We start from the raw sequence: 25,474 nt of genomic DNA on the forward strand, positions 1-25,474 counted from the left end.
CGGGCCGGGTCGCGCCATCCCTGTAGTAATTCAGTCATGACCGACATGATCACGGCGGGCCCCACCAGGGTTCCCGCGGCATCGGGCGAGCGAAGAACCGGCCGTGAGCGGATACTCGGCTGGCTCGCCGGCGACTTCGGCAAGGTCCTCTTGGTCGTCCTGGCCTGGAACGCCGCGCTGACCGCGGTGGCGTGGCTGTTCGGCCCGTCCACTCCGGCGAGTGAAGGTATCCCCAAGACCGGCATCGGTTCGACACTGAGCCTGCTGTCCCACACCTACCGCTGGGACGCGGGCAACTACGGCGAGATCGCCGAACACGCCTACACGGGCAGCTACGTGCCGGTACGAGCGTTCTATCCGGTCTTCCCGATCTGCGTCTGGCTGGTCAAGACCCTCAGCTTCGGAACCCTCGGCCTGCTCACGGCCGGGTTCATCGTCAACCTGATCGCGACCTGGCTGGCAGGCGTGGCCCTGCTCAAGATCGCCCGGTTCTTCCTTACTTCGCCTCGCTCGCACTGGCTGGTCGTCGCCGCGTTCCTGACCGCGCCCGCCGCCTTCTTCCTGCACTCGTTCTACAGCGAGGCGGTGTTCTGCGCGCTCGGCTTCTGGGCGTATCTGTTCGCGTTACGACGTCAATGGCTGTGGATGGGCCTTTGCCTGATCCCGCTCACCGCGTCGCGGATCACCGCCGCGGTGTTCATCGGCCTGTGTTTCCTGGAGTTCTGGCGATCCGCGGACTGGAAGCCGCGCGGCCTGCTGTCCTGGCCCGTCCTCTGGTTCCCCGCCGCGTACCTCGGCCTCGGCGCGCACATGCTCTACATGAAGCTCGAGACCGGCAGCGCGATGTCGAGCTTCACCGCGCTCGAAAGCGCGAGCACCTGGTCGTACCACAAGTTCAACCCGAACATCGTGGAGACGACGTTCACGGAACTCAAGATCACCTTCCGCGCGCTGATCGGTGTGAAACCGATGGACGCGTGGACGCTGCTGAGTCACGCGCTGCCCATGCTCGGCCTGCTCCTGCTCCTGGCGGCTTCGGTCTACTTCTTCGTCGCGCTGCGGTCGAAGGGCCTGCCGCTCGCCCTGTTCGGGCTCGCCTCCTTCGTGATGCTGACGCTCAACAGCAACGTCGTCTCGGTACACCGGTACCTGCTCCCGTGCCTGGTCATGTACCTCGCGCTGGTGCTGCTGGCCGAACGGCGCCCGAACCTGCGTGGCGTGGTGTACGCGACGATTTACCTCAACTCGCTGATCTGCGGCGCGATCTTCCTCCGCTACGTCGCCGGCCATTGGTCCGGCTGACCACCCGGAAGAGGGACACCCGCCCGACCTCCTAGAATCAACCCACCTTGGCCGTGAACCCATTCACCGCCTTCTCGAGAAAGCGCAACGGGGGTTTCCCATGCCCGCGGACCACGACAGACGCCGGATCGCGTTCATCTTTCCCATTTACAACGAGGAAGAGAACATCGAACTCCTCCACCGCACGGTGGACGAGACGATGGCGCCGCTCGCCGGCAAGTACGACTTCAGCTTCATCTACGTCGACGACGGCAGCCGCGATCGGTCGATGGACCTGCTCGCGGCGCTGAGCCGGCGCGACGCCCGGGTCACCGTGATCGAGCTTTCCCGCAACTTCGGCCACCAGATGGCGGTCACCGCCGGGCTCGACCTGGTGGACGCGGACGCCGCGATCATCATGGACAGTGACATGCAGGACCCGCCGAGGGTCGCGCTGGAATTGATCGCGAAATGGGAAGAAGGCTTCGACGTCGTCTACGCGCAGCGCCGTTCGCGCCAGGATTCGATGTTCAAGAAGCTCACCGCCGGCGCCTACTACTGGTTCCTCCGGAAGATGGCGTCCGTCGAAATTCCCCGGAACACCGGTGACTTCCGGCTGATCGACCGCAAGGTCGTCGACGAACTGCGCAAGTATCGCGAACAGGACCGGTTCCTGCGCGGGCTGGTCAGCTACATCGGTTTCAAGCAGACCGCCGTCCTGTTCGACCGCGACAAACGGCACGCGGGGGTGACCGGTTATCCCCTGCGAAAGATGCTCCGCTTCGCCGCGGACGGCATCCTCGGTTTCTCCGTCGCGCCGCTGCGGATGATCACCCGCCTCGGATACGTGATCTCGCTGCTCAGCTTCCTCGGCATCCTGTACGTGCTCGGCGTCAAGCTCTTCGCGCCGACGACCGCCGTGCCGGGCTGGGCCTTCATCACCGCCGCGATGTTCTTCCTCGGCGGTATCCAGATCATCATGCTCGGGGTGCTCGGCAGCTACATCGGCCGGACCTATTCGCAGGTGCAGAACCGCCCGCTCTACGGCATCGCGTCGGTCCGCTCCGGTGCCCCCGTCGACGCCGGGCAAGTCGCCCGGTGAAGCCGATCAGCGGCACCCAAGTGCGCTTCGGTGTCGTCGGGGTGCTCAACACCGCGGTCGACGCGCTCGGCTACGCCCTGCTGGCGACGCTCGGCGTCCCGATGTTCGTCGCGAACTTCATCTCGACCACGGCGGGCATGCTCCTGAGTTTCACGCTCAACCGGAACTTCACCTTCCGCGCGAAGGACGGCGACATCCGCCGCCAGGCCGTGCTCTTCTTCGCCGTGACGGCCTTCGGCCTGTGGGTCGTCCACGCCGCGGTGATCTTCGCGGTCACCAAGCTCTTCCCCGGGATCAACGTGCTCATCCCGAAACTGGGGGCGATCGCGGTCGGCATGGTGTGGAACTACGTCCTGTACAAGAAGGTCGTCTTCCGGCAGGCGGCGGCCGAACCCACGATGGTTCCGCCCGGCCCGCCGGCGAGCTGAGCGCCACCTGTACGCGCCGAAGGGCTCACGAGACAGTCATGGATCTCCGGGAAACGACGGTCGTCACGCGGATATCCGCGAATATGGAAACCGAGGACTTCGCCACGGCCGCCGCACTCGGCGAGCGTCTCATCGGCGAGTTCGACGCCACCGAGCTGGAGATCTGCCGTGCGGACCCCGAAGGCGGCTGGACGGGATACCTGGTCTCGGTCGGCTATCGCACGCCTCCGGCCGACGGTGAAGAGCCCGCCGAAACTCTTCACCGGGCCGCGGTACCCGCGCTTTTCCACTTCGGGCTGAACGCGCAATTCTTCGAAATCCACGGCACGCCGGAGACCGGCCAATACGGAACCTACGACGCCTATGACACCCAGGCGGACGGATTCACCCTCTATTCGTTGATGGCGTCCGTCGGCGGAACCGATCCGCGTGAACCCGCGCATGTCCCTCGGCACGATTTCTCCCCGCGCGCGGAAACCGACGTCATTTCCCGGGTGCATCTCTATGTCCCCACCGGTGACCTGCGGCTGGCCGTGGACCTGTGCGGCCGTCCCGCGGCCGACCTCTCGGCGTCGCTGATCCGCATCAGCACGGACGCGGGTCCTTGCGAGGCGGTGCTGTTGTCGGCTTTCCCGGCTCTGGCAGGGGAAAGCGGCGACGAAGCGCTCAGGCGGGTCGAGAACGAGGTGACCGGCAGGCTGTCACGGGTGAACATGTCCGTCCGGGCGGTCCATACCGCGCTGGAGGACGATCCGTTCTACACCGAGCCGGGCTGACGGTCCGCTGGAAGGCAGCTTGTGCCGGACGTGTCGCGAAAGCCACTTTCGCGACGCCTGATGTCCCGAAAGTGGCTTTCGCGACATGGTCGCCGGTCGAGGTCGCGAGGATCAGCCCGCGTGCGCCGCGAGCCGCTCCTCGCGGTCCGCGGTGATGAGCGCGTCCAGCACGCCGTCGAGGTCGCCGTCGAGGACCTGGTCCAGGTTGTACGCCTTGTAGTTCACCCGGTGGTCGGCGATGCGGTTCTCGGCGAAGTTGTAGGTGCGGACCCGCTCGGAGCGGTCGACGGTGCGGACCTGCGAGCGGCGCGCGTCCGACGCCTTCGCGGCGGCCTCCTCCTCGGCGATCGCCTGGAGGCGGGCCTGCAGCACCTGCAGGGCGCGGGCCCGGTTCTGGATCTGCGACTTCTCGTTCTGGCACGAGACGACCACCCCGGTCGGGATATGCGTGATCCGCACCGCCGAGTCGGTCGTGTTGACGCTCTGGCCGCCGGGGCCGGACGAGCGGTAGACGTCGATCCGCAGGTCGTTCGGGTCGATCTCGACCTCGACGTCCTCGGGTTCGGGGTAGATGAGCACGCCGGACGCGGAGGTGTGGATCCGGCCCTGCGATTCGGTGGCGGGCACGCGCTGCACGCGGTGCACCCCACCTTCGAACTTCAGGCGTGCCCAGACGCCGTCGGCCTCCGCGGAACGGCTCTTGATGGACACGGTGACGTCCTTGAAACCACCGAGGTCCGAGTCGACCGAGTCGAGCACCTCGGCCTTCCAGCCGTGACGCTCGGCGTAGCGCAGGTACATGCGCAGCAGGTCGCCGGCGAACAACGCCGACTCCTCGCCGCCTTCACCCGACTTGATCTCCATGACCACGTCGGAACCGTCGTACGGGTCGCGCGGTAGGAGCAGTTCGGTGAGCTTGGCTTCGAGCACGGGGATCTTGGCGGAGATCTCTTCTGCCTCGGCCGCGAAGGCCGAGTCTTCCGCCGCCAGTTCCTTCGCCGTTTCGAGGTCGTCACGGGCGGTGTCGAGCTCGCGGACCGTCTTGACGACGGGGCTCAGCTCCGCGTACCGGCGGCCGAGCTTGCGAGCGCGCGCCTGGTCGGCGTGCACGGACGGGTCGGCCAGCTGCTCTTCCAGCTGGGCGTGCTCTTCGAGCAGACCCTTCAGCGAACTCGAATCCACCACTCCACCTCTCAACGGACCTGACAGAACCAAGGCTGTGACACCAAAGAAAACGGCGCCTACCCGGGCATGCGGGTAGGCGCCGTCGTTCAAGCTACTTGGCGTCTTCGGCCTTCTTGCGCTTGCCGTAGCGAGCCTCGAAGCGCGCGACGCGGCCGCCGGTGTCCATGAGCTTCTGCTTGCCGGTGTAGAACGGGTGGCAGTTCGAGCAGATCTCGACGTGGAGGTTGCCGGAGGTCTTGGTGCTGCGCGTGGTGAATTCGTTGCCACAGTCACAGTTCACGTGCGTGACGACGTACTCGGGGTGAATACCGCTTTTCATGGTGTCCTCTCTCGTTGGCCCCGGGTCCCCGTGCGGGGTGAACCGGTGCCGGACTTCAGCGGATGATTTTGCCAGATGTGCTGGCAGTGGCGTCAACGCACCCCTCCCCCGACGTATTCCATTACGTTGAGTTATCAACTATCGACGCCGAGTTGTACGAAATTTGTACTTGATCACGCGAAGCTGCCCTTGTTGGTGATTCCTCAACAGGAGGTACTGATCATGCGCACCATCCTCGCCAAGGTGGCGAAGCCGGCCTCCGTCGCCGCGCTGGCCATCGCGGCCCTCGCCATCGCTCCGGTCGCCGGGGCGGCCCCCGATCCGGGCGCCGCCATCACCGCCGCCGACATCAACCCGGCCGCGGGGACGTTCACCACCCTGCCCGACGGCGAACTGGCCATCCAGGGCGCTGGGGACGGCACCCCCGCCGGGGCGATCCAGTGGTTCAAGAACCGCATGGGCTCCACCGCGTACCAGGGCCTCTGCGAGAAGGCCGTCGAGAACGCGTACGGGACCACCGGCGTCTGGGCCTCGGCCAACGCGCACTGGAACGGCGCGAGCCCGAAGCACACGACCGGGACGCCGCCGAAGGGCTCCTTCGTGTACTGGAACATCAGCCAGTGGGGCCACGTCGGCATCGCCGACGGCTCCGGCGGGATCTACGCCACCAGCATCGGCGGCAAGATCGGCCACGCGTCGAGCGTGCACTACTTCGCCAACTACCGCGGCTGGACTCCCGCGGCGGTTCCGCACCGCTGAGCCCTCCCCGTCGCGTGAAGGCCCCCTTCCCTTCGCTGAGCCGAGGGAAGGGGGCCTTCACGCGCTACCCAGCTGTGCAAGCCAGTGCTGCGTCGCTCGCGGAGAGGTCAGGTGCACCACCGGCACCGCCGGATCCTCGACCCAACCGCGGATCGTGCGCCGCTTGCGCGCGAACGACCGAAAGTGCCACACGATGATCGAGTCGCCGGAGAGCATCCCCCGCAGTGTCTCGACATTGCCGTTGCAGATCCGGCGACGGGTGATGCAGCGCACCACGGTGCGGCGCACGAGACGGCTCAGCGAAACCCAGCGCGGATAGTCCAGCGCGACGATCAGTTCGGCGCGGGGCAACGCGATGTCACGCCATTTGGCGAACATCCCGTCGATGATCCAGCGCTCCCCCGCGACCAGCGCGCCGATCCGGCGCCGTTGCTCGTCGTCGGGAACCGGCACCCAACCCGGCTGCCAGGCGAGATCGTCGTCGACCGAATGGCACGGCAGCCCGGTCCGCTCGGCCAGCCTTCGCGCCAGCGTCGACTTGCCCGAACCGGTGACCCCGTACACCACGACGCGCCCCGGTACAGGCGTTGCGAAAGCCACTTTCGCAACATACAACGTTGCGAAAGTGGCTTTCGCGACCCGCGAGCGCACACGAGGGCCAGCGCTCGGGTCGCGTGAAGGCCCCCTTCCCTTCGCTGAGCCGAGGGAAGGGGGCCTTCACGCGCTACCCAGCTGTGCAAGCCAGCCCTTCGTCGCCCTCGGCACTCGATCTTGGTGTCCCCAATGCCACATTGGGGACACCGAACGAACCAGCAAGTACGTGAAGGCCCCCTTCACTGCGCTAGGCGCAATGAAGGGGGCCTTCACGTACTGGACCGAAAAGATCAGTCGTCGTCGTTCGAGCCGAGGGCCGTCTTCGAGACCTGCATGAGGAACTCGATGTTGGTCTTCGTCTTGCGCAGACGCGAGATCAGCAGGTCGATGGCCTGCTGCGAGTCCAGCGCGTGCAGCACCCGGTGCAGCTTGTGGGTGACCGCGAGCTCGTCCGGCGAAAGCAGCAGGTCTTCCTTGCGGGTACCGGACGGGTTGATGTCCACCGCGGGGAACACGCGCCGCTCGGCGATCTTCCGGTCGAGCTTGAGGTCCGCGTTCGCGGTGCCCTTGAACTCTTCGAAGATGACCGTGTCACCGGTGGACCCGGTTTCGACCATCGTCGTGGCGAAGATCGTCAGCGAACCGCCGTTCTCGATGTTGCGCGCCGCGCCGAGGAACCGCTTCGGCGGGAACAGCGCCGTCGAGTCGACACCACCGGAGAGGATCCGGCCGGACGCCGGGGCCGCCAGGTTGTACGCACGGCCCAGACGGGTGATCGAGTCGAGCAGGACGACGACGTCGTGACCCATCTCGACCAGGCGCTTCGCCCGCTCGATGGCCAGCTCCGCGACCGAGGTGTGGTCGGACGGCGGGCGGTCGAAGGTCGAGGCGATGACCTCACCCTTCACCGACCGCTGCATGTCGGTGACCTCTTCCGGACGCTCGTCCACGAGCACGACCATCAGGTGGCACTCGGGGTTGTTCGTCGAGATCGCGTTCGCGATGTCCTGCATGATCGTCGTCTTACCGGCCTTCGGCGGCGACACGATCAGGGCACGCTGCCCCTTGCCGACCGGCATCACCAGGTCGATGACGCGGGTGGTGAGCTTGTGCGGCTCGGTCTCGAGGCGCAGCCGCTCGTTGGGGTACAGCGGCGTCAGCTTGGTGAACTCCGGACGACGCTTGGACTCGTCCGGCTCCAGGCCGTTGATCGAGTCGACGCGCACCAGCGGGTTGAACTTCTGCCGCTGCTGCTCGCCGTCACGCGGCTGGCGCACGACACCGGTGATGGCGTCACCGCGGCGCAGGCCGTACTTGCGGACCAGCGAGAGCGAGACGTACACGTCGTTCGGCCCGGCGAGGTAGCCCGAGGTGCGCACGAACGCGTAGTTGTCGAGCACGTCCAGGATGCCCGCGACGGGCAGCAGGACGTCGTCCTCGCGGATCTCGGTGTCGGGCGAACCACCCTGTTCACGGCCGCCGCCGGAACCACGGCGGCGACGGTCGCGGAAACGACGGCCGCGACGGCCGCCTTCCTCGTCGTCGTCACCCTGCTGGCCCTGGCCTTGGCGCTGGCTGTTGTCCTGGCCGCCGCCCTGCTGGTTGCGCTGGCGGTTGTCCTGGCCACGGCCGTCGCGGTTGCCCTGACGGTTGCCGCCTTCGCCGCGGTCACCGCGCTCGTTGCGGTCACCGCGCTCGCGCTGTTCACCGCGCTCACGCTGCTGACCGCCCTGCTCGGGCGAACCCGCGGCACGGTTGGAGCCGCGGCGACGACGGTTGCGGCCGCCCTCTTCCTGCTGCGGCTGGCCGTCCTGCTGGGTCGCGTTCTCCTGCTGCGCGGGCCGCTCGGCGGCCGGCGCGGAGCCGTTCTCCGAAACCTTCTCGGCCTTCTCGGCGCGAGGAGCCTCGGCCGGAGCGGCCTCGGCCTTCGGGGCCTCCTGCTTCGGGGCCTCCGTCTTGGGCGCTTCGGCCTTGGGGGCCTTGCGCGGAGCGTCGATCCCCTCGAGCGGAAGCGTTTCGCTCGCCGCGGCGGGGGTCTTGCGCTTGGTCTTGCCCTGGCGCTCGCGGATGGCCGCGATCAGATCGCCCTTGCGCATACCCGTGGTCTCGCCGATGCCAAGGTCCCCAGCGATCGAGCGCAGCTCGGCGACGGTCTTGCCGGTCAATCCGCCGACCGTGCGCTTGGGAGCGACGGCGCCGTTCGACTCGGCGGCGCCACCTTCGACGTCGCTCAAAAGATCGGTGTTGCTCACAAATGTCCTTCCTGACCGATCCACGCCTCCAGGTGGATCAGCGGACCGCCGCTCGCGTCCGATTGCGAAACGGCGTAATTGGCCCCCGATACGGGCGATCAGCTCCTCGGCCGTGTCGAACACAGCTAGAAGGCCTCCAGCACAGGGATTTGCGTCCTCCAAACGGAGGAAGCGGAATTCGGCACCGCCGGAACCGGGAACCCGCCTGCGTCCATCCGCTACTCCCCGCTTGCCAGGCGGTGTACGGAACTGGCGGATCAACGAAGGATGCGGGCCAAGGATGACACTGGTCACCTGGACCGGCACCGGGTGCGGAAACGCACGGTGATCGAACGCCCCCGAGGGTAGACCGCGCCACGGCCGGGTGCAACAACCACCCCCCGCGTGGCGGGGCGGGGCTCCGGCATGTGACCGAGGCTTTACTGAGCCGCAACCTGAACGCCGCCCGGATCGATCGGCAGCTCGGTGACGTCGAAAGACGTAACGTCGACGCCCGCCGGGAGTATTCCCCCGGTGGTCAGCGCGAGCACGGTCGGGCCGGCCCCGGAGATGGCCGCGGCCACTCCTTCGGCCCTCAGCGCGCGGACCAGTTCGCTGCTCGCCGGGTACGCGGGCGCCCGGTAGTGCTGATGGAGCCGATCTTCGGTCGCGGAGAGCAACAGGTCCGGGCGCGAGGTGAGCGCGTGGACCGCGAGCGCCGCGCGACCGGCCGTGAACGCCGCGTCGGCGTGCGGGACCCGGTCGGGAAGCAGGCCGCGGGTGGCGTCGGTCGAGGACCGCAGCGCCGGGACGGCGACCACGGGCCGGATGTCGTGGTGCGGCTGGAGCCGCTCGGCACGGAACCGCTCGCCCTCGTTCCACGCCACCACGAAGCCGCCCAGCAGGCTCGCAGCGGCGTTGTCGGCGTGCCCCTCGAACTCGGCCGCCAGCTGCAGGGCGTCGTCGTCCAGGGGCTTCTCAGCCAGCGCGTACGCCGCCGCGACACCGGTCACGACGGCGGACGCCGACGATCCGAGGCCGCGGGCGTGCGGAATGGCGTTGAAACAGCGCAGGTGCACGCCGGGCGGCCGCAGGCCGAGGTGCTCGCAACCCCGCCGGAAAGCCCGCACGACCAGGTGCGATTCGTCGGTCGGGACGTCGTCCACGCCGCCCGCCCCGTCGTCGATCACCTCGATCTTGAGCCCGGCGTCGGTGATCTGGAGTTCGACGCGGTCGTACAGCGCGAGCGCCAGGCCGAGCGCGTCGAATCCCGGGCCGAGGTTCGCCGAAGACGCCGGGACCTTGATCTTGAGCAGCGTCATCGCAGGTCCAGCGCGGCGGCGACGGCGGTCGGGTCGACGGCGAGCGGCTCGACCTCGACGTTGCCCTCCAGCGCCGTGGCCGGATCCTTCAGGCCGTGCCCGGTGACGGTGCACACGACGGTCGAGCCCTTCGGCAGGCGGCCGTCCGCGGCCGTGGCGAGCAGGCCCGCGACACTGGTCGCCGAGGCGGGCTCGACGAACACGCCTTCCTTGCGGGCGAGCAGCCGGTACGCCTCGAGGATCTTCTCGTCGGTGATCGCTTCGAACAGGCCCGCGGACGCGTTCTTCGCCTTCATCGCGCCGTCCCAGGACGCGGGGCTGCCGATGCGGATCGCGGTCGCGATGGTGTCCGGATCGGCCACCGGCTCGCCGTGCACCAGCGGTGCGGCACCGGCCGCCTGGAAACCGAACATCCGCGGGGTGTTCTTCACCACACCGTCGCCCGCGTACTCGGAATATCCGGCCCAGTAGGCGGTGATGTTGCCCGCGTTGCCGACCGGCAGGCAGTGGATGTCCGGAGCCTGGCCGAGCACGTCGCAGATCTCGAACGCGGCCGACTTCTGGCCGGCGATGCGCACCGGGTTGACCGAGTTGACCAAGGTCACCGGGTAGTCGATCGCGGTCTTCTGCGCCAGTTCGAGGCAGTCGTCGAAGTTGCCGTCCACCTGCAGGATCCGCGCGCCGTGCAGGACGGCCTGGGCGAGTTTGCCCATCGCGATCTTGCCCTGCGGGACGAGCACCGCGCAGGTGAGCCCGGCGCGGGCCGCGTACGCCGCGGCCGACGCCGAGGTGTTGCCGGTGGAGGCGCAGATGACCGCCTTGAGCCCGCTGGCGAGCGCGTGCGTGATGGCCACGGTCATCCCGCGGTCCTTGAACGACCCGGTCGGGTTCGCGCCTTCGACCTTGAGGTGAACCTCGCAGCCGGTCAGTTCCGAGAGGTGCGGCGCGGGCAGCAGCGGGGTGTTGCCTTCGCCGAGCGTGATCACCTTCGCGCCGGAGGGGACCGGGATCCGGTCCGGATAAGCCTGGATGATCCCCGGCCACGGTTGGGAAATCACTGGTCTTCGCCTTCCACCCGCATCACACTGACGACCTGGTTCACCACATCGAGTTTGGCAATGTCGTCCACAGTGGACCGCAATGCCGCGTCCGGCGCCAGGTGGGTGACCACGACCAGGCTGGCCGTGTCGTTCGCGTCGCGCTGGCGCACGGCGGCGATGCTGACACCGTGCCCGGCGAACGCCTGGGCCACCTGGGCGAGGACGCCCGCTCGATCGGCCACGTCGAGACTGACGTGGTACCGCGTCGGCGTCTGGCCCATCGGCCTGACCGGGAGCGCGGCGTGCGCGGATTCGCGCGGGCCACGGCCGCCGACGACCCGGTTTCGAGCCACCGCGACGAGGTCGCCGAGCACGGCACTCGCGGTCGGCGCGCCACCGGCGCCCTGACCGTAGAACATGAGCTCACCGGCGGCGTCGGCCTCGACGTAGACGGCGTTGTACGCGCCGCCCACCCCGGCGAGCTGGTGGCCGCGCGGGATCATCACCGGATGCACGCGCGCCGAAACGGATTCGGTGCCGTCGTCGGCGGTGACGCGCTCGCAGATGGCGAGCAGTTTCACCGTGCGGCCCAGCACGTTCGCCGCGGCGAGATCCGACGCGGTGACGTCGGCGATGCCCTCGCGGTGCACGTCGGACGCGGTCACCCGGGTGTGGAACGCGAGCGAGGCGAGGATCGCGGCCTTGGACGCCGCGTCGTACCCGTCGACGTCGGCCGTCGGGTCCGCCTCCGCGTAGCCGAGCCTGCTGGCCTCTTCCAGCGTTTCCGCGTACCCGGCGCCGGTGGAGTCCATCGCGGAGAGGATGTAGTTCGTGGTGCCGTTGACGATGCCCATCACGCGGGTGATGCGGTCACCGGCCAGCGATTCGCGCAGCGGGCGCAGCAACGGGATCGCCCCGGCGACGGCCGCCTCGAAATACAGGTCGACGCCTGACGCGTCGGCGGCCTCGAACAGCTCCGCGGAATGCTCGGCCATCAGCGCTTTGTTCGCCGTGACAACGGATTTCCCGGCCTTGAGCGCGTCGAGCAGCCACTGTCGCACCGGCTCGATACCGCCGACCAGCTCGACGACGACGTCGACGTCCGGGGAGGTGACGAGCTTCGTGACGTCGGAGGTCACCAGCTCCGGCGGCAGCTCGGGGTGCTTGTCGGGGCGCCGCACCGCGATACCCGCCAGCTCCACCCTGGCGCCCGCCCGGGCGGCGAGCTCCCCGGCCTGCTCGGTGAGCAGCCGGACCACCTCGCCGCCGACCGTCCCGCAGCCCAGCAGGGCGACCCTGATCACGCGTTCGTCCACAGTAGACACTTGCTAGACCTCCAGGCGCAGCATGTCGTCCGTCGTCTCCCGCCGCAGCAGCACGCGGGCGCTGCCGTTGCGCACGGCCACCACCGCGGGCCGCGGCTGCCGGTTGTACCCGCTGGCCATCGAGTAGCAGTACGCCCCGGTGGCCGCCACGGCGAGCAGGTCGCCGGGTGCAAGGGTGTCCGGGAGCCAGCAGTCACGGACGACGATGTCGCCGGACTCACAGTGTTTTCCCACGACCCGGGACAGCGCGGCGGCGGCCTGGCCGTCCCCGTCGTCGTCGGCCGACCGGGATACGAGACGGCAGTCGTACACGGCGTCGTAGAGCGCGGTGCGGATGTTGTCGCTCATGCCGCCGTCGACGCTGACGTAGCGGCGGGCGGCCTTGTCGCCGAGCGAGACGTCCTTGATGGTGCCGACCTCGTACAGCGTGATCGTGCCGGGACCGGCGATGGCGCGGCCGGGCTCGCCGGCGATCTTCGGCACCGGAAGGCCCGCGTACTCGCATTCCTTGCGGACGATCTCGCGGATCTGCGTGATCATCTGCGCGGGCGGCGGCGGGTTGTCCTTGTCGGTGTAGGCGATACCGAACCCACCGCCGAGGTCGACGATCGAGAGCTGGTCGAGCAGCTCGGTGCCGTGCTCCTTGGCGAGTTCGGCCAGCAGGCCGACCACCCGGCGGGCGGCGACCTCGAAACCGTCGGCGTCGAAGATCTGCGAACCGATGTGGCTGTGCAGGCCGATCAGCTTGAGCGACGGCGCGTTGAGCACCCGGCGCACGGCCTCGGCCGCGTCACCGGAGGCCAGCGAGAAACCGAACTTCTGGTCCTCGTGCGCGGTCGCGATGAACTCGTGCGTATGCGCCTCGACGCCGACGGTCACCCGGATGAGGACGTTCTGCACGACGTCGTGCCGGGTGGCGACATCGGCCAGCCGCGCGATCTCGTAGTAGGAGTCGACCACGACCGTGCCGACGCCCGCTTCGACGGCGGCTTCCAGCTCGGACAGCGACTTGTTGTTGCCGTGGAAGGTGATCCGCTCGGCCGGGAAGTCCGCGCGCTGCGCGACGGCGAGTTCGCCACCGCTGCAGACGTCCAGGCTCAGCCCCTGCTCGGCCACCCAGCGGGCGATCTCGATGGACAGGAACGCCTTGGACGCGTAGTGCACGAGCGCCGGGTCGTCGAACGCCTCGGCGTAGTCGGCGCAGCGGGACTTGAAGTCGGCCTCGTCGACGACGAACAGCGGCGTGCCGTACTTTTCGGCGAGCTCGCGGACGTCGACGCCCGCGATGCGGACGACGCCGTCACCGCCGCGGAAAGTGTTGCGGGGCCAGACTTTCGGGTACAGCCTGTCGAGTTCTTCGGGACTCGACGGCGGGAAACCGGAGGCGTCGGCGTGGGGGTAGACGTCGGCGTGGCGGGGGCCCGCGGGGTGAGCCATTCTGGGTTACATCCGTTCCGGAGCAGAGACACCGAGCACGTTGAGGCCGTTCGCCAGCACCTGGCGGGCGGCCTGGCAGAGCGCGAGCCGGGCGAACGTGAGGGGGGTGGCCTCCTCGTCGCCCTGGGGAAGAACACGGCCGACCGTGTAGAACTTGTGGTACGCGCCGGCGAGTTCTTCGAGGTACCGGGCGACGCGGTGCGGTTCGCGCAGCTGTGCGGCCCGGCGGAGGACGGTCGGGAATTCGCCGATCGTGCGGATCAGATCGCCCTCGGCGGGCAGCGTAAGCAGTCCGAAGTCGACTTCGCCATCGGATTTCAGGCCGAGGTCGGAAGCGTTGCGCTGCAACGAGGCCAGCCGCGCGTGGGCGTACTGGACGTAGTAGACCGGGTTGTCGTTGGAGTGCTTGCGCAGCAGGTCCAGGTCGATGTCCAAAGTGGAATCGACGGAGTAGCGGATCAGCTCGTAGCGGGCGGCGTCCACGCCGACGGTGCCGACGAGGTCCTCCATGGTGATCACGGTGCCGGCGCGCTTGCTCATCCGGACCGGCTTGCCCTCGGAGACGAGGTTGACCATCTGGCCGATCAGCACCTCGACGACGGCCGGGTCGTCACCGAAGGCGGCCGCCGCGGCCTTGAGCCGGGCGATGTAGCCGTGGTGGTCCGCGCCGAGCATGTAGATGCAGAGGTCGAAACCGCGTTTGCGCTTGTCCTGGAAGTAGGCGAGGTCACCGGCGATGTAGGCCGGGTTGCCGTCCTTCTTGATGACGACACGGTCCTTGTCGTCGCCGTGCTCCTTGGACTTGAGCCACCAGGCGCCGTCTTCGAAGTACAGGTTCCCGGAGTCCTTCAGCTGCTGGACCGAGGTCGCCACGGCACCGGACTCGTGCAGCGAGTTCTCGTGGAAGTAGACGTCGAAATCGGTGCCGAAATCGTGCAGGCTCTGCTTGATCTCGGTGAACATCAGCTCGATGCCGACCCGGCGGAAGGTCTCGGCGCGCTCGTCTTCGGGCAGCGACAGCGCGCTCGGCTCCTGGCGGATGACCTCGGCGGCGATGTCGTTGATGTAGCCGCCCGCGTAGCCGTCCTCGGGTGCGGGCTCGCCCTTGGCGGCGGCGATCAGGGAGCGGACGAAGCGGTCGATCTGCGCGCCGTGGTCGTTGAAGTAGTACTCGCGGGTGACCTGGCCGCCCTGCGCGGACAGCACGCGGCCCAGCGCGTCGCCGACCGCGGCCCAGCGGGTGCCACCGAGGTGGATCGGGCCGGTCGGGTTCGCCGAAACGAACTCGAGGTTGATCTTGACGCCGGCCAGCGCGTCGCCGAGGCCGTACTTCTCCCCGGCGTCGAGCACCTGCTGGACGATCTGGCCCTGCGCGTCGGCGGCGAGCCGCAGGTTGAGGAAGCCCGGCCCGGCGACCTCGGCCGAGTCGATGCCGTCGGTGGCCGAGAGCGCCTCGGCCAGCGCGTCGGCGAAGTCACGGGGCTTCATCCCGGCCTTCTTGGCCACCTGCAGCGCCAGGTTGGTCGCGTAATCGCCGTGCTCGGGGTTGCGGGGACGCTCGATCGTCACCTTCTCCGGCAGCACGGAATCGTCGAGGCCGCGCGCGGTGAGAACCTGCACGGCGGAGTTACGGACCAGGTCGGCGAGAGCTGCGGGAGTCACTCGCGGAATTCTAGGTGTGACCTGGTCCGGGCTTCGCAGCGACCGCCGGAAGGTGTGAGCCAAGCCGGTGATCTTCGCACTGTTCACGGTGATCAGACGCGCGGTCTCTACACTGGCCCGCGCAGGGACCACCCCCTTCGGAGAACGCAGGAGCCATGGCTAACGGGACAACCAGAAAAAAGGGCGCGTCGTCGAAGAACGCCATGAAGGCCGCCCGTAGTTCCGTCGTGTCCAAGAAGGGCACGCCCTGGGGCACGATCATCGCCGTCGTCGCGATCGTCGTCCTGGCTGCCTCGGTGGTCACCTATTACATGGTCGCCTCGGCGCCCAAACGCGATCAGAAGACCCGTGAGGAGAACGCGGCCGCCTTCGCGCCCTCGCAGCAGGACCCGGATCCCTCCAAGCGGATCGCGGGCGTGACCACGGCCACCTACGAGGGCTCCGTGCACGTCAGCGCCGCCGAGCGCGTCGCCTACGACAAGACCCCGCCCTTCGGCGGCCCGCACGACCAGGCCTGGGCCGCGTGCAACGGCGTCGTCTACGAGAAGGCCGTCCGCAACGAGAACATGGTCCACGGGCTCGAGCACGGCGCGGTCTGGATCGCCTACAACCCCGCGCAGATCACCGGCGAGGCGCTGGACCTGCTGAAGGTGCGGGTCGAGGGCAAGCCGTACATGGTGATGTCGCCGTACCCGAACCTGGACAAGCCGATCTCCCTGCAGTCGTGGGGCCACCAGCTGAAGCTGGACTCCGCCTCCGACGAGCGGATCGACCAGTTCGTCGCCGCGCTGCGCACCAACCCGTTCGGCGCGTACCCCGAGCGTGACGCCACCTGCGACGCGCAGATCGAGCCGGGCGACTTCGACCCGACGCCGCCGGGGCCGGACGCCAAGCCGATGGACTACAAGGGCAGCGCGGGCACCCAGCCGGACCAGCCCGGCGCCGGTCAGCCGTCCGCGCCCGCGACCCAGCCCTCGGCGCCCGCGAGCAAGTAGTGAGCCAAGTGGACCCCGATCTCCAGGAAGACGTCTCACGGTCGGCCAAGAGCCGATGGCTGGTGATCGGGGCCGCCCTGGTCGTCATGCTGATCCTCGGCTTCGGCCTCGGCGCGCTGACGACCAGGCTGATCGACTCCGAGCCGGAGCAGAAGACCCCGGGCACGGGCTCGGTCGAGGTCGGCTTCGCGCAGGACATGTCGGTGCACCACCTCCAGGCCGTCACCATGGCGGGCTGGGCGCGGGACCACACGACCGATCCGGCGATCAAGACCCTCGCGTTCGACATCGAGCGCACGCAGACCGGCCAGGTCGGCCGGATGAAGGGCTGGCTCGGTCTGTGGGGCCAGCCCGAGCAGACGACCGGCGCCTACATGACCTGGATGACCGAGCCGATGGCCGGCCACGGCGGGCACGGTGGCGCCGACATGAAGCCGTCGAACGGCGCTCCGATGCCGGGGATGGCGACGTCGGCCGAACTCGCCAAACTGCGGTCGCTGACCGGCAAGGAGATGGACGTCTTCTTCCTGCAGCTGATGCTCCGGCACCACATGGGCGGGACGGAGATGGCTCAGTACGGCTACGACCACACGTCGATCGCCGACGTGAAGTCGCTGACGCAGAGCATGCTCGTTTCGCAGGGTGCGGAGATGACCCTGATGAAGGGTCTGCTCCAGGAGCGCGGCGCCGCTCCCCTCCCCGCCTGACGCGTTTCGTCCTCTAAATGCGGTAGTTCGCGTTGCCAACTACCGCATTTAGAGGACGAAACGCGTGGTTACCAGGAGAGTTCCCGGCAGCGTTGCGCGCACTGGGGCACTTCTATCTGCAGGGTCGCGTGCTCGATCGAGTAGCGGTTCGCCAGGAGGTTCTGCGCTTCGGTGAGCACTTCGGCCTGCTCGACGGTCGGCGCGATGGTGAGGTGCGCCGAAGCGACCTCCATGCCCGAAGTCAGCGTCCAGACGTGCAGGTCGTGGACGTCCTCGACGCCCTTCAGCCCGCCGAGCTCGGCCTGGATCCCGGCGACGTCGACACCCTTCGGCGCGTGCTGGAACAGGATCCGAAGCGCGCGGCGGGCGAGGGCGTACGTGCGGGGCAGGACGAACAGGCCGATCGCGACACCGATGATCGGGTCGGCGTAGCGCCAGCCGGTCAGCAGCGTGATCGCGCCACTCAGCAGCACTCCGACGGAACCGATCAGGTCGGCGAGGACTTCGAGGTACGCGCCCCGGACGTTGATGCTCTCTTCCGCGCCCTTGCGCAGGACCATGAACGAGACGATGTTCGCGACGAGACCGGCGGCCGCGGCCAGCAGGACGGGCAGACCGGGCACGGCGGGCGGGTCGCTGATCCGGCCGATGGCCTCGACCAGGACGTAGCCCGCGACGCCGAACAGCAGGATCGCGTTACCCAGGGCCGCGAGCACTTCGGCGCGGTAGAAGCCGAACGTCCGGGTCAGCGTCGGGCCGCTGCGCCGGGCGAGCAGGATGGCCGCCAGCGCCATCCCGACGCCGAGGACGTCGGTGAACATGTGCGCGGCGTCGGAGATCAGCGCGAGCGAGCCGGTGGCGAACCCGACGACGAACTCCATGACCATGAAGCCGGCGCCGATGACCAGCGCGATCGTCAGGCTCTTGAGGTAGCGGCCTGACGCGCTCGACGGCGAGGCCGTTCCATGCCCGTGCCCGTGACCCATTGCTCCGCCTCTCGTGAAGTCGACAGGCCGAATATATTGTCACATGCGCATATGTGCAATACAGGTGAGCCTAAGTTCACCATGTCCTAAGCCACACACGGAAGCCATCCCCCAGGAGGGCCTTCCCGAAACCTGGACTCGCCACGCACCGCTACCGAAGCGACCGGAAAAACCCTCGCAGCTGGCCGACGAAGACGTCCGGCCGCTCGAAAGCGGCGAAGTGGCCGCCCGCGGGCAACACCTCGTACCAGCGAAGATCGGCGTAGCGCAGCTCCGCCCAGCGCCGCGAGGGCCGGATGATCTCGCGCGGGAAGATCGAGATACCCGAAGGAACTTCAACGGCGCTGACGTCGCGCTCCTTGTTCTCCCAGTAGATCCGCGCCGACGAGGTCGCCGTAGCGGTGAACCAGTAGACGGAGATCGCGTCGAGCATCTGTCTCCAGGTCAACGCGGTCTCCGGCGAGCCGTCGTTGTCGGTCCACTCCCAGAACTTCTCGGCTATCCACGCCGCCTGAGCGGCCGGCGAATCGGTGAGGCCGTAGCCGAGCGTCTGCGGACGCGTGGCCTGCTGCTGCGCGTACGCGGACCCGACTTCCCGGAATCGCGCGAGATCGCCGATCGCCGCCTTCTCCTCCGCCGTCGGCTCACCGAGAACGGACGCGTCGTACGGGACACCCGCCATGTTGACGTGGACGCCGATCAGCCGCTCCGGCACGACCTTGGCGAGCATGTTCGTCACTCCGGCGCCCCAGTCTCCGCCCTGCGCGACGTAGCGGTCGTAGCCGAGCCGTCCCATCAGGTCGTCCCAGGCCCGGGCGATGCGCTCGACGTTCCATCCCGTCGACGACGGCTTGTCACTCCAGCCGAACCCCGGCAACGACGGCGCCACGACATGGAACGCGTCCGCCGGATCACCACCGTGCGCGGCGGGATCGGTCAGCGGCCCGAGCACGTCGAGGAACTCCACGACCGACCCAGGCCAGCCGTGCGTGAGCACGAGCGGCGTCGCGTCCGGCTCCGGCGAGCGAACGTGCAGGAAGTGGATCCCGAGACCGTCCACAGTGGTCTTGAAGCCAGGGAAGGCGTTGACACGGTCGGCCAGACCGAAGTCGTAGTCCTCCGCCCAGTACCGGCACAGCTCCCGCGCGAAGTCCAGCGGGACACCCTGCTCCCAGTCGTCCACGGTGGCGGGCTCGGGCCAGCGTGTGGCACGCAGGCGGGTGCGCAGGTCGGCGATGGCGGATTCGGGGATCCGCACCTCGAACGGCTCGATCATCGGGCCCTCCCAGCTCGTCGGTGACACCGACGCTACGCATTTCCTCGATCCGCCGCACCGGCGTCGACCGGCTGGAGGACCTGGTCGAAGACGCACCACGCCACTTAACGACCACCACTCGCGAGACCCCGCGGGGACATGCGCTAAGCTTCCAACGTCGCCCAGGCGGCAACGCCCTCGTAGCTCAGGGGATAGAGCACTGCCCTCCGGAGGCAGGTGTCGCAGGTTCGAATCCTGCCGAGGGCACACACTCCGGCCGTCCGGTTCTAGCGGCGGGTTTCCCATCTCTCAAAGAGCGCCGACGCCAGCCAGTGACGGCTTGCGGACGCCATATGTTCGGCAGTAACGCCACGCCCGCCATCCGAAGGACGCTTTGGGTCCGCTCCTCGCGCGAGCAAGTAAGCCGTGACATCCACGCGCAACGGCTCGCCCGTCTGCGCGTGACTGTCGACCTCGACGTCGATGGCATGGTGCAACAACGTAAGTCCAGCATGCTCTTCGTTTATGTCAACGCCGCCATCGAGAAGTTCTCGAAGCAGCGGAAGATCACCCATCTCGACCGCCTGATGAGCAGGGCTCAAGTCATGCATCAGGGCTGATCCCCCTTGTCCAGTGCCGACAAATATCACCGTAATTTCCAGGCGAGCAAAACTGCATGGGACGACCGACCGATCGGCACCTGAGATCCTCCGGATTCCGGTGGGTGCTACAGCCTGTCGCCGAGAAGCCGCGCCAGCGAGGCATATCCGGGGATGTTGGCAGCCATCGGACTACCGGCAAGCGTCAAGTGAGCGATCCGGACCTCGCCACGGCTCCGCTTCACGATCGCGACCAGCGTGTCGAGATCCTCGGTCCGGCACCACATCGCCGCATCCCCGGCGTCCGCCAACGGCTGAGCCTGCCCCTCACCCAGACACCCCTGCTCGGCGACGGCGAGCGCACTCTCCGGCGCCGCCTCCCCCTTGATGGCGGTCACCATCAAGCTCCCCACGCCGGACCCATCGTCGACACGGCTGAACTCGCAACCAAAGGCAACGCTCCGCTGCCCCTCCACCGGCTTCTCCTCGACCGACCGGTAGGCAGTCTTCGACTCCAGCGCCCCTTGGAGTTCATCAGCGCCAAGGAAGCCGCAAGCGTCAGAAACAATTTCCGGCGAAACGACCGGAGCCCGGCTCGAAGAGGGAGCCGGGGCCGAACCGACCGGATTCGTCACCACGCTCCCCGATTCACTCGAACATGAGCATGCCAGCATCATCACCGGCACCAGCCAAAGCCCACGCGAGCGTTTCAAGCCAACCCCATCGAGATTTCACAAGAAACCGAAAGATCTCGGCCGGACAGCACGACAAGTATGTGAAATCCCCACCTTTGCCTTCACATACTTGCCGGAAGTTCCGAACCGAAGCAACAGAACTTGTACCAGGCTTCCACCTGCCCGCCAAGTCATTCAACGACCAGGTTGCGCGAAGCACGCCCACCGACGGCGCCTCACTCGGTTAGAACCTCTCACTCTCCCTCTTGACACTCACCAAGCTCCGTTATAGCTTCTAACTATCACAACAAGCGCTAACCAAGGAGTGTCATGTTCCGCACCGCACGCCGCCGGATCAGCACCCGCGCCGCCCTGCTCACGGTCCCGCTGGCCCTCGCCGGGGTCCTCGGCGCCACGGCGCCCGCCCAAGCGGCGCCTGCCCAGCACACCAAGCCGGCTTCCCTTACCTGCCAAGGAAAAGGCATCGACCGGTCCGCCAAGGTGCACTACCGGACCGAGATCTTCGTCAAGGCGCCGCTGCGCACCATCTGGAACCTGCAGACCGACGTGGAGGCCTGGCCGTCCTGGCAGAACCCCGCCATCCCCGTCACCATGAAACGTCTGGACCACGGCCCGCTGCGCGAGCATTCCCGCTTCCAGTGGACCATTCCCGTCCCGCCCGGCATGCCCTACCCGCCCGGTGACGTGACCATCGTTTCCACCGTCCGGCAACTCCAGCCCGGCAAGTGCATCCGCTGGACCGGCCCCCTCGACGGTCCCGGCGGCATCCACATCGACGGTGTCCACGTCTGGAATTTCGTCAGGGTGCCCGGCGGGGTCATCGTCCGCACCGAAGAGAGCCACACCGGCCCACAGGTCGACAAGGACGTGCCCGGCTCCACCGCGATGCTGGGGCAGGGCCTCGAAATCTGGCTGAAGGACCTGAAGAAGGCCGCCGAAAGCCGATAGTCCTTAAGCTTCCGGCATGGAGATCATCGGGCCGGACGACCCCCTTCCCTCACGCCGGATCCGGCGGGCCGCGGTGGCGGGGCCCGCGGGATCCGGCAAGTCGACCCTGGCGCGAACTTTGTGCGAACGTATGGGACTTCCGTTCGTCGAGTTCGAGTCCTTCTTCCACGCGCCGGGCTGGACGGTGCGGGAGACGTGGCAGGCCGACGTCCTGGAATTCATCGGCGGCGACGAGTGGGCCATCGAATGGCAGGGCGAGCAGGTCCGGGAGCGGATGACCGAGCGGCTGGACGTCCTGGTCTGGCTCGATCATCCGCGTGCGATGACGGTGGCGCGCACGGTCGTCCGGACGCTGAAACGGCGCATGGGGCGCGGCTCGAAGATCGCCGGAGGCAACGTCGAGGGCCCACTGCGCACGTTCTTCACCGATCGCGACCATATCGTCAAACTCGCCTGGCGCTACCACCCGATGATCCGGGCCCGCGTGCACAAGGTCATCGCCGAGAACCGGCATCCGGATCTCGTCGTCGTCCGCCTGCGCGGTCAGCGCCAGGTGGATCGCTGGCTCGACGGGCCCCTCGCCCGGAACCTCCGCTAGCGCAGGGCCCGCACGCGCCGCACCACGCCGAGTTCGATCCGTTCCACCGTGAAACCCTCGCGCTCACAGAAGGCCGCCGCACGTTCGTCCGCCACGAAATGCTCGGCGTACACCCGCTCGACATCGGCCGGCAACTGTCCGATGAGGACAGCGAGCAGCCGCGGCCCCAACCCGCCGCCGCGATGCCGGGGACGCACGTACAGCTTGCGGATCACGTCGCGTCCGCACTGCCCGACCCCGGCGAGGCACCCGCCTTCGTCGGCGACCACGACCGAACCGCGGGCCACGGCGCCGGCCACGTCGGTCACGTTCCACCACATCCGCACCTGCCTGGCAGCGGCTTCTTCGCCGATCAACGGCGCGTAATGGGCTTGGACGTGTATCTCACCGAAGCGGCAGATGGCCATGACGTCGTCTCGCCCGGCGTTCCGCACGATCATCGCCCCTGCCCCGATCCGCCACACTCGAGGGCCTTTCGGGCAGTTCCCGAACACCGGGGTTGTCCCGGGTGAACGCCCGCTGGTAACGATACGGGCGAATCAGCTTGTGCCCTACCGGTCCACTGCGGAACCAGGACGGCCGGTCTACCCTCCGTGCTGAAGGCCGGGGGTGTTCCGCCTCGTCGACCTCTCGATCGTGATCCCATCCCAACCAGGCCAAGGCGACGCATGCAACCCAATTTCGACGCAGGTGAGGACTTCGCACTCCTTTTGGAGCGAGAGGCCAAGAAACTCGAGGAAAAAGCCCAAGCCCTCACGGCCGCGTTCACCGCGTCGGCCTCCACGGTGAGCTCTCCCGACGGCTCGGTGACGGTGACGGTCGAAGCCAACGGATCGCTGAGCGCGATCGAGTTCGGCAACCGGGCCACCTCGCTGGGGCCCGCCCGGCTCTCCTCCTTGGTCATGCAGACGGTGCGCGAGGCCCAGCGCAAGACCGTCGAGAAGGTCACGGAGTCCTACACCGAGATCAACGGTGAAGACGAGGCCGCCCGGCTGGTCCGCACTTACCTGCCCAAGGTCGAGGACGAGGCGCCGGACGAGCCCGAACAGGACAAGTGGGCGCCCGAGGCGCACAACGAGCCGCCGCCTCCTCAGGCTGGGTACCGGCCGCCGCCCCCGCAGGCGGGCCCGCCGCAGCCCGGCCGTCCTGTGCGGCCGCCGAACCCCCCGGCGCCGCGAACCCGGCGACCGGCCTCCCCCGACGACGATGAGATGAGCCCCTGGTGACCGGATTCGGTGTCAAGACGGAAGCCATGACCGAGTTCGCCGGTCACCTCGACCAGCTCGAGGACGCGCTGCGGAAGAGCGCCGACATGGTGGGCAGTTGCGTGGCGGACCCCGGCATCTTCGGCATCTTCGGCGGCCAGATCTACGGCGCCGGCGCGAGCATGCACTGCGGGAAGGCGCGGGACCAGCTGAACAAGTACTCGGAGAACGTGCAGGAGTTCTCGGACAGGGTGCGCGAGGCGGCGAAGCAGTACAACGCCAACGAGCAGGAGACCGAGAAGCTGATCACCGACGCCGGCAAGGGGATCGACGAGGTGAAGGTCAAGTGAGCGACGAGTACCACCGGAACGATTTCGGGAACGGCAGCGGCACCAAGGCCGACGACTTCAAGGACGAGAACCGCAGCTTCCTCGCGGGCAGCGGCGACACCGCGGGCGCGGGGTTCTTCGATTCCGCGTTCTCGCTGAAGAAGGCCGTCGACGACGGGGACAGCCTCAGCATCGGGCTGGCCTCGGCGGGGATGGCGATCGAGATCCTCGGCATGGTCGTCGACCCGATCGGCTCGCTGCTGACCGCCGGGATCGGCTGGCTGATCGAGCACATCGTCATCTTCCGCTGGCCGCTGGACTTCCTGCTCGGTGACCCGAAGGGCATCGAGGCGGCCAAGACCGCGATCTACAAAGAGGGCGCGGAAGTCCGGGAGTGGGCGAAGGACCACGACGCCGCCACCAAGAAGTTCATGGAGAAGTGGGAAGGCGAGGCCGCCGACACCTTCCGCGCCGACATGGAGGGCGTCGCCGCCCAGATCGACGCGCTCGCCGGGTACATCGAATTCGCGGGCAAGCAGATGGGGATCGCCGGTGCCGTGATCGGCGCGGTCCGGGGCATCGTCCGCGACATCATCGCCATGACGCTGGCGGGTATCCTCAAGGCGGCGATCGTGGCGGTGGCACTGGCGCCGGTCACCTTCGGCGGTTCGATCATCGCGGCGATCACCTCCATCATGACCACGGTCGGGGTGGCGATCGCCAAGATCGCCAAGCAGATCGCCGACGTCGCCAAGAAGCTCGCCGAGATGATCAAGATCCTGGCGAAGACGCGCGGCGCGGCCGACGACGTCGTCAAGCTGACGCTCGGCGGCGGCAAGATCAAGCTGCCCAAGCCGAAGCCCGCCGGCGGCACCCCGATGCCCGGTGGCAAGAAGCCGATCGAGGGCCCGCCCCCGAAGCCGGGCGACACCACGCCGGAGGCCACGCCCAAGCCCCCTCGGGAAAAGCTCAGCGACATGCCCCTCCGGATCGTGCGCGAGAAGCTCGCGAAGGAACTGGAAGGGGTGGACGGGGCGGCCGACATCCTGAAGCGGTTCGACTACTGGAACAGCTTCCCGATCGGCGACCTCCACAAGAGGTTCCCGAAGGTGGCGGACGCGATCGAGAAGACCACCAAGATCCTCAGCGACCCGACCTACGGCGCGTCGGGCATGGCCGGGAAGACCATTGTCGAGCTGACGAAGGCCATCCCGCCCGCCGCGAACGAGAAGCCGCCGGAGGACAAGGAAGAGAAGTGACGGCAGGCGGCCCCCGTACCGGTGTTCCGGCCGGGGGCCGCCTGTGCTTTCGTTCGGTCATGACTGAACGGGTGAACATCTCCTCCGGCGGCGACTACGAGACCGTGTTCGGCTACAGCCGGGCGGTGCGCGTCGGCGAGCACATCCACGTTTCCGGGACCACTGCGCGTGAACCCGCCCGCTCGGGTGACGCGTACGAGCAGGCCGTGGCCGTGCTTTCGATCATCGAAGCCGCGCTGAGGGACGCCGGCTCGAGCCTGGTCGCGGTGGTCCGCACGGTCACCTACGTCACCGACATCAAGGACGCCGACCTGGTGGCGCGGGCGCACCGGGAAGCCTTCGGCGACGTGCTGCCCGCGGCCACCATGGTCGAGGTGTCGGCGTTGCTCGACCCGAAGATGAAGGTCGAGATCGAGGCCTACGCCATCGAGAAGTAA

General features: G+C 68.0%; 27 protein-coding genes and 1 tRNA gene. 14 read left to right on the plus strand and 14 right to left on the minus strand.

Annotation, left to right across the window (positions count from 1 at the left end; genetic code table 11):
• The first annotated feature begins 36 nt into the window (after window positions 1–36).
• The 4 genes from ACOCEP_RS03785 to ACOCEP_RS03800 all read left to right on the plus strand — a co-directional run bounded on the left by ACOCEP_RS03785 (window position 37) and on the right by ACOCEP_RS03800 (window position 3,587).
• Window positions 37–1,302, plus strand: a complete 1,266-nt coding sequence (locus ACOCEP_RS03785) for a mannosyltransferase family protein (RefSeq protein WP_482335779.1) — start codon at window positions 37–39, stop codon at window positions 1,300–1,302.
• A gap of 100 nt (window positions 1,303–1,402) precedes the next feature.
• Window positions 1,403–2,383 (plus strand): glycosyltransferase family 2 protein, encoded by a 981-nt coding sequence (locus tag ACOCEP_RS03790; RefSeq protein WP_482335780.1) that lies wholly within the window; start codon window positions 1,403–1,405, stop codon window positions 2,381–2,383.
• Window positions 2,380–2,811, plus strand: a complete 432-nt coding sequence (locus tag ACOCEP_RS03795) for a GtrA family protein (RefSeq protein WP_482335781.1) — start codon at window positions 2,380–2,382, stop codon at window positions 2,809–2,811. The genes ACOCEP_RS03790 and ACOCEP_RS03795 overlap by 4 nt, the downstream gene beginning before the upstream one ends.
• 38 nt (window positions 2,812–2,849) lie before the next feature.
• Window positions 2,850–3,587, plus strand: coding sequence for a hypothetical protein (locus ACOCEP_RS03800; protein WP_482335782.1), 738 nt, complete (start codon window positions 2,850–2,852; stop codon window positions 3,585–3,587).
• A gap of 111 nt (window positions 3,588–3,698) precedes the next feature.
• Here ACOCEP_RS03800 and prfA read toward each other — a convergent pair whose 3' ends face one another.
• Window positions 3,699–4,769 carry a peptide chain release factor 1 gene (gene prfA, locus ACOCEP_RS03805; RefSeq protein WP_126732640.1) on the minus strand — a complete coding sequence of 357 codons (1,071 nt, stop codon included), beginning with the start codon at window positions 4,767–4,769 and terminating at the stop codon, window positions 3,699–3,701.
• A 94-nt stretch (window positions 4,770–4,863) separates the two neighbouring features.
• The gene (gene rpmE / locus ACOCEP_RS03810; protein ID WP_007028345.1) at window positions 4,864–5,091 is read right to left on the minus strand and encodes a 50S ribosomal protein L31; all 228 of its coding nucleotides are present in this window, start codon (window positions 5,089–5,091) and stop codon (window positions 4,864–4,866) included.
• Between the two features lie 222 nt (window positions 5,092–5,313).
• Here rpmE and ACOCEP_RS03815 point away from each other — a divergent pair, with 222 nt between their 5' ends.
• Window positions 5,314–5,850 carry a CHAP domain-containing protein gene (locus ACOCEP_RS03815; protein WP_482335785.1) on the plus strand — a complete coding sequence of 179 codons (537 nt, stop codon included), beginning with the start codon at window positions 5,314–5,316 and terminating at the stop codon, window positions 5,848–5,850.
• A 57-nt stretch (window positions 5,851–5,907) separates the two neighbouring features.
• Here the strand turns inward: ACOCEP_RS03815 and ACOCEP_RS03820 are convergent, their stop codons facing one another.
• The 7 genes from ACOCEP_RS03820 to argS form a co-directional block, all read right to left on the minus strand.
• A complete protein-coding gene (locus ACOCEP_RS03820; RefSeq protein ID WP_482335786.1) occupies window positions 5,908–6,450 on the minus strand; it encodes an AAA family ATPase in 543 nt (180 codons plus the stop codon).
• 284 nt (window positions 6,451–6,734) lie between these two features.
• Window positions 6,735–8,696, minus strand: coding sequence for a transcription termination factor Rho (rho, locus tag ACOCEP_RS03825; protein WP_482335788.1), 1,962 nt, complete (start codon window positions 8,694–8,696; stop codon window positions 6,735–6,737).
• 419 nt (window positions 8,697–9,115) lie between these two features.
• Window positions 9,116–9,997 carry a homoserine kinase gene (thrB, locus tag ACOCEP_RS03830; RefSeq protein WP_482335789.1) on the minus strand — a complete coding sequence of 294 codons (882 nt, stop codon included), beginning with the start codon at window positions 9,995–9,997 and terminating at the stop codon, window positions 9,116–9,118.
• On the minus strand, window positions 9,994–11,055 hold the full coding sequence (gene thrC / locus ACOCEP_RS03835; RefSeq protein ID WP_482335790.1) for a threonine synthase: 1,062 nt from the start codon (window positions 11,053–11,055) through the stop codon (window positions 9,994–9,996). The genes thrB and thrC overlap by 4 nt, the downstream gene beginning before the upstream one ends.
• On the minus strand, window positions 11,052–12,362 hold the full coding sequence (locus tag ACOCEP_RS03840; RefSeq protein WP_482335791.1) for a homoserine dehydrogenase: 1,311 nt from the start codon (window positions 12,360–12,362) through the stop codon (window positions 11,052–11,054). Before ACOCEP_RS03840 ends, thrC begins: the two co-directional genes overlap by 4 nt.
• Before the next feature lie 3 nt (window positions 12,363–12,365).
• Window positions 12,366–13,799: a diaminopimelate decarboxylase gene (gene lysA / locus ACOCEP_RS03845; protein WP_482335792.1), complete on the minus strand. Its 1,434-nt coding sequence runs from the start codon at window positions 13,797–13,799 to the stop codon at window positions 12,366–12,368.
• Between the two features lie 6 nt (window positions 13,800–13,805).
• Window positions 13,806–15,461, minus strand: a complete 1,656-nt coding sequence (gene argS / locus ACOCEP_RS03850; protein WP_482335793.1) for an arginine--tRNA ligase — start codon at window positions 15,459–15,461, stop codon at window positions 13,806–13,808.
• 203 nt (window positions 15,462–15,664) lie between these two features.
• Here argS and ACOCEP_RS03855 point away from each other — a divergent pair, with 203 nt between their 5' ends.
• Together ACOCEP_RS03855 and ACOCEP_RS03860 are read left to right on the plus strand one after the other, a co-directional pair.
• A complete protein-coding gene (locus tag ACOCEP_RS03855) occupies window positions 15,665–16,456 on the plus strand; it encodes a DUF3105 domain-containing protein (RefSeq protein ID WP_125689956.1) in 792 nt (263 codons plus the stop codon).
• 8 nt (window positions 16,457–16,464) lie between these two features.
• The gene (locus ACOCEP_RS03860) at window positions 16,465–17,163 is read left to right on the plus strand and encodes a DUF305 domain-containing protein (protein ID WP_038508891.1); all 699 of its coding nucleotides are present in this window, start codon (window positions 16,465–16,467) and stop codon (window positions 17,161–17,163) included.
• Between the two features lie 68 nt (window positions 17,164–17,231).
• On the opposite strand, the gene ACOCEP_RS03865 is transcribed toward ACOCEP_RS03860, so the two are convergent.
• Together ACOCEP_RS03865 and ACOCEP_RS03870 are read right to left on the minus strand one after the other, a co-directional pair.
• Window positions 17,232–18,149: a cation diffusion facilitator family transporter gene (locus ACOCEP_RS03865; RefSeq protein WP_125689689.1), complete on the minus strand. Its 918-nt coding sequence runs from the start codon at window positions 18,147–18,149 to the stop codon at window positions 17,232–17,234.
• A gap of 151 nt (window positions 18,150–18,300) precedes the next feature.
• Window positions 18,301–19,425, minus strand: coding sequence for an epoxide hydrolase family protein (locus tag ACOCEP_RS03870; protein ID WP_482335794.1), 1,125 nt, complete (start codon window positions 19,423–19,425; stop codon window positions 18,301–18,303).
• A gap of 173 nt (window positions 19,426–19,598) precedes the next feature.
• Between ACOCEP_RS03870 and ACOCEP_RS03875 the strand changes: the two genes are divergently transcribed.
• Window positions 19,599–19,671, plus strand: a tRNA-Arg gene (locus ACOCEP_RS03875).
• A 20-nt stretch (window positions 19,672–19,691) separates the two neighbouring features.
• Here ACOCEP_RS03875 and ACOCEP_RS03880 read toward each other — a convergent pair.
• Complete coding sequence (locus ACOCEP_RS03880; RefSeq protein WP_482335795.1) at window positions 19,692–20,015, minus strand: ankyrin repeat domain-containing protein; 324 nt, start codon at window positions 20,013–20,015, stop codon at window positions 19,692–19,694.
• Window positions 20,016–20,131: 116 nt separating this feature from the next.
• Window positions 20,132–20,638 carry a hypothetical protein gene (locus tag ACOCEP_RS03885; RefSeq protein ID WP_482335797.1) on the minus strand — a complete coding sequence of 169 codons (507 nt, stop codon included), beginning with the start codon at window positions 20,636–20,638 and terminating at the stop codon, window positions 20,132–20,134.
• A 369-nt stretch (window positions 20,639–21,007) separates the two neighbouring features.
• Between ACOCEP_RS03885 and ACOCEP_RS03890 the strand changes: the two genes are divergently transcribed.
• The gene (locus ACOCEP_RS03890; protein ID WP_482335798.1) at window positions 21,008–21,646 is read left to right on the plus strand and encodes an SRPBCC family protein; all 639 of its coding nucleotides are present in this window, start codon (window positions 21,008–21,010) and stop codon (window positions 21,644–21,646) included.
• Between the two features lie 16 nt (window positions 21,647–21,662).
• Window positions 21,663–22,244 (plus strand): P-loop NTPase family protein, encoded by a 582-nt coding sequence (locus ACOCEP_RS03895; protein WP_482335799.1) that lies wholly within the window; start codon window positions 21,663–21,665, stop codon window positions 22,242–22,244.
• Here ACOCEP_RS03895 and ACOCEP_RS03900 read toward each other — a convergent pair.
• Window positions 22,241–22,684, minus strand: a complete 444-nt coding sequence (locus tag ACOCEP_RS03900; RefSeq protein WP_482335800.1) for a GNAT family N-acetyltransferase — start codon at window positions 22,682–22,684, stop codon at window positions 22,241–22,243. The two genes, ACOCEP_RS03895 and ACOCEP_RS03900, sit on opposite strands and share 4 nt — an antisense overlap.
• A 228-nt stretch (window positions 22,685–22,912) precedes the next feature.
• Here ACOCEP_RS03900 and ACOCEP_RS03905 point away from each other — a divergent pair, with 228 nt between their 5' ends.
• The 4 genes from ACOCEP_RS03905 to ACOCEP_RS03920 are packed head-to-tail and all read left to right on the plus strand — an operon-like array spanning window position 22,913 to window position 25,474.
• Entirely contained in the window at window positions 22,913–23,470 is a 558-nt protein-coding gene (locus tag ACOCEP_RS03905; RefSeq protein ID WP_482335802.1) for a YbaB/EbfC family nucleoid-associated protein, read from the plus strand.
• Complete coding sequence (locus ACOCEP_RS03910; RefSeq protein ID WP_240601345.1) at window positions 23,464–23,799, plus strand: type VII secretion target; 336 nt, start codon at window positions 23,464–23,466, stop codon at window positions 23,797–23,799. The genes ACOCEP_RS03905 and ACOCEP_RS03910 overlap by 7 nt, the downstream gene beginning before the upstream one ends.
• Window positions 23,796–25,037, plus strand: coding sequence for a hypothetical protein (locus tag ACOCEP_RS03915; protein WP_482335804.1), 1,242 nt, complete (start codon window positions 23,796–23,798; stop codon window positions 25,035–25,037). Before ACOCEP_RS03910 ends, ACOCEP_RS03915 begins: the two co-directional genes overlap by 4 nt.
• Window positions 25,038–25,096: 59 nt before the next feature.
• Window positions 25,097–25,474 (plus strand): RidA family protein, encoded by a 378-nt coding sequence (locus tag ACOCEP_RS03920; protein WP_225949325.1) that lies wholly within the window; start codon window positions 25,097–25,099, stop codon window positions 25,472–25,474.

Source organism: Amycolatopsis sp. CA-211722 (genome assembly GCF_056828465.1).

Excerpts from the sequence above, each read along its gene's own strand:
- ACOCEP_RS03785 (WP_482335779.1), top strand. The coding sequence starts at position 37 with ATGACCGACATGATCACGGCGGGCCCCACCAGGGTTCCCGCGGCATCG.
- ACOCEP_RS03790 (WP_482335780.1), top strand. The coding sequence starts at position 1,403 with ATGCCCGCGGACCACGACAGACGCCGGATCGCGTTCATCTTTCCCATT.
- ACOCEP_RS03800 (WP_482335782.1), top strand. The coding sequence starts at position 2,850 with ATGGATCTCCGGGAAACGACGGTCGTCACGCGGATATCCGCGAATATG.
- rpmE (WP_007028345.1), bottom strand. The coding sequence starts at position 5,091 with ATGAAAAGCGGTATTCACCCCGAGTACGTCGTCACGCACGTGAACTGT.
- ACOCEP_RS03815 (WP_482335785.1), top strand. The coding sequence starts at position 5,314 with ATGCGCACCATCCTCGCCAAGGTGGCGAAGCCGGCCTCCGTCGCCGCG.
- thrB (WP_482335789.1), bottom strand. The coding sequence starts at position 9,997 with ATGACGCTGCTCAAGATCAAGGTCCCGGCGTCTTCGGCGAACCTCGGC.
- lysA (WP_482335792.1), bottom strand. The coding sequence starts at position 13,799 with ATGGCTCACCCCGCGGGCCCCCGCCACGCCGACGTCTACCCCCACGCC.
- ACOCEP_RS03855 (WP_125689956.1), top strand. The coding sequence starts at position 15,665 with ATGAAGGCCGCCCGTAGTTCCGTCGTGTCCAAGAAGGGCACGCCCTGG.
- ACOCEP_RS03865 (WP_125689689.1), bottom strand. The coding sequence starts at position 18,149 with ATGGGTCACGGGCACGGGCATGGAACGGCCTCGCCGTCGAGCGCGTCA.
- ACOCEP_RS03870 (WP_482335794.1), bottom strand. The coding sequence starts at position 19,425 with ATGATCGAGCCGTTCGAGGTGCGGATCCCCGAATCCGCCATCGCCGAC.
- ACOCEP_RS03880 (WP_482335795.1), bottom strand. The coding sequence starts at position 20,015 with ATGCATGACTTGAGCCCTGCTCATCAGGCGGTCGAGATGGGTGATCTT.
- ACOCEP_RS03890 (WP_482335798.1), top strand. The coding sequence starts at position 21,008 with ATGTTCCGCACCGCACGCCGCCGGATCAGCACCCGCGCCGCCCTGCTC.
- ACOCEP_RS03895 (WP_482335799.1), top strand. The coding sequence starts at position 21,663 with ATGGAGATCATCGGGCCGGACGACCCCCTTCCCTCACGCCGGATCCGG.
- ACOCEP_RS03900 (WP_482335800.1), bottom strand. The coding sequence starts at position 22,684 with ATGATCGTGCGGAACGCCGGGCGAGACGACGTCATGGCCATCTGCCGC.
- ACOCEP_RS03905 (WP_482335802.1), top strand. The coding sequence starts at position 22,913 with ATGCAACCCAATTTCGACGCAGGTGAGGACTTCGCACTCCTTTTGGAG.
- ACOCEP_RS03920 (WP_225949325.1), top strand. The coding sequence starts at position 25,097 with ATGACTGAACGGGTGAACATCTCCTCCGGCGGCGACTACGAGACCGTG.